The organism is Novosphingobium organovorum (genome assembly GCF_022832435.1).
Taxonomy (GTDB): Bacteria; Pseudomonadota; Alphaproteobacteria; order Sphingomonadales; family Sphingomonadaceae; genus Novosphingobium; species Novosphingobium organovorum.
Genome location: NZ_JALHLF010000219.1, coordinates 1 through 2,402, shown reverse-complemented (window position 1 = coordinate 2,402; position 2,402 = coordinate 1). Strand labels below are relative to the sequence as shown.

General features: G+C 70.6%; 2 protein-coding genes. One reads left to right on the top strand and one right to left on the bottom strand.

The window, feature by feature from the left end; genetic code table 11:
• Nucleotides 1-57 precede the first annotated feature (57 nt).
• Nucleotides 58-2,073, bottom strand: coding sequence for a protein-disulfide reductase DsbD family protein (locus tag MTR62_RS20800; RefSeq protein WP_244024546.1), 2,016 nt, complete (start codon nucleotides 2,071-2,073; stop codon nucleotides 58-60).
• 16 nt (nucleotides 2,074-2,089) lie between these two features.
• Here MTR62_RS20800 and MTR62_RS20795 point away from each other — a divergent pair.
• Nucleotides 2,090-2,402, top strand: a 313-nt coding sequence (locus MTR62_RS20795) for a hypothetical protein (protein WP_244024544.1), incomplete at its 3' end; no start/stop codon positions are given.

Here is a 2,402-nt window from a genome sequence, read left to right as displayed (position 1 = left end):
CACTCCACCGACTCGGTGCCGAGCCCCAATCACCCCATCTGATCCGGCCGCGCCCGATTACTGCCCCGCCGCCTTGTCCGCGAGCAGCGTCGGGGTGAGAACCTGTGGCAGCGCTTCGGGCGCGGTACCGGGCTTGTACCAGACATAGAGCGGTACGCCCGCCGCGCCGCGCTCGGTCAGGTACTGCGTGATCGCCGGATCGCGGCGCGTCCAGTCGCCGCGCAGGACGATCACCCCTGCCTTGCGGAAGGCCTCGCGGGTCTCGTCGCGTTCGATGGCGACCTTTTCGTTCACCTTGCAGGTCAGGCACCAGTCGGCGGTCATCCACACGAAGACCGGCTTTCCGCTGGCCAGCGCGGTATCGAGCGCGCGGGGCGAGAAGGGCCGCGCGTCGAGAACCGAAGCGGCGGCGACCGGCTCGGGCGCGGCGCCGGGGAGCAGGGCGAGGCAGGCCAGCGCATCGAACAGCGCGAGCAGGGCAGCGGGCCGCGCCCTGCGCCCGCGCCGCTGCGCGCGGCCGACGGCCATCAGTGCGAGCACCAGCAGCACGGTGAACAGAATGGCGACGGCAAAGTAGATCTCGCCCCCGACCTGCCACACCAGCCAGCCCAGCGCGATCGCGGTCAGCCCCATGGGGATCGCCATCCAGCGGCGGAACACGGTCATCCACTTACCCGGTCGGGGCAGGCGCGTGCGCAGCGCGGGAATGAAGGCGATGGCGAGGAACGGCAGCGCAATGCCCAGGCCCAGCGCGCCGAACAGCGCCATTGCGGGCACGACGGGCAGCAGCAGCGCGGCGCCCATCGCGCTCGCCATGAACGGTCCGGTGCAGGGCGTGGCGACGAAGGCGGCGAGCAGGCCCGTGGCAAAGGCGCCCTGCGGGCTGCCCTCGCTGGCAAAGCCGGGGACGGCGAATTCGAAGGCGCCCAGCAGGTTGGCGGTGATCGTGCAGGCGAGCAACAGCAGCGCGACGACGACGAGCGGTTCCTGCAACTGGAACGCCCAGCCGACCTGTTCGCCGCCCGCGCGCAGCGCGAGCAGGAGGGCGCCAAGGCCAAGGCAGGCGGTGACGACGCCCGCAGTGTAGGCCAGCCCCTCGATCCGGGCGTGCGCCTCGCTCTCGCCCGCGCGCGCCAGCGAAAGCGCCTTGAGCGAGAGGATCGGGAACACGCAGGGCATCACGTTGAGCAGCAGGCCCCCCGCCAGGGCGGCGAGCAGCAGCAGCGGCAGCGCGGGCAGTTCGGGGCTCGCGGCGTTGGTGAGCGGTGCGCCGCCAGCAGGCACCGCACCGGGCTGCGTGTTGAAGGCGAGGCCATTGCCAAACGTATCGAGCTTGAGCACGCCGTGCAGCGTTTCAGGGGTACGCGGGGCGAACCCGGCGCGCGCGACAGTCACGATCAGCGTGTCGCCCTTGCGCGCGAAGGTCTGCGGCGCGGCATAGTCGATCACCTTGTCCTCCTGCACGAAGACGTGCGGATCGACGAGATCGACCGAGGCGGGCAGCGGAATGGCGAGGCGCAGCGTCTTGGTATCGGCGGCAAAGGTCCCTGGCGCGTCGAGCGGGGCGGGCAGCATCCGGCGCCACTGGGCAAAGCGCGCCTCGGCCTTGGGGTCGCGGCTGCCAAGGACGACTTCGGTGGCCAGATCGGCGCGTTCGGGGACGCAGATTTCCTCGGTGCAGGCGAGCCACTGCGCGGCAAGGCGCACCGGAACGCGGGCATGGGGATCGGCGCTGGCGGGTAGGGTCAGCGGCACGAGCAGCGCGTAGTCGCTCTCGTAGACATGGTTCATCAGTCCCGAGACGAGCAGCGTGTGCGGCACCGGATAGGCCGGCTCGGCGGCGCTTGCGCCTTCGGGGAGCGTCCACTTGAGCTGCATCCCCAGGCCCGCATCGCCCGGATTCATCCAGTAGCCGTGCCAGCCTTTCTCGGGGTGCATGACGATCGCCAGCGTGGTCGCGGCGCCGGGCACAGCGCCTGGTGCGGCGACGAGCTGCGCGCGGATGTGGTTGGGCGCGGCGATCGCGGCGCCGCTTCCCGCGACGAGCGCGGTCAGCAGACACAGAAGTGTCACANCAGCCTTTCTCGGGGTGCATGACGATCGCCAGCGTGGTCGCGGCGCCGGGCACAGCGCCTGGTGCGGCGACGAGCTGCGCGCGGATGTGGTTGGGCGCGGCGATCGCGGCGCCGCTTCCCGCGACGAGCGCGGTCAGCAGACACAGAAGTGTCACAAGCAAGCGATAACAGCGCGACGTCATACCATTTCCCTGCACCGGGTCGGGCTTGCGTCAAACGGCCAGCCCGTCAAAGATGACCGTGTCTTTAGCGTGCCGACAAGCCGAGGAACACCCATGCGTTTCGCCCTTTCGATGATTGCCCTTTGCGCCAGCCTGGCGGCGGCCC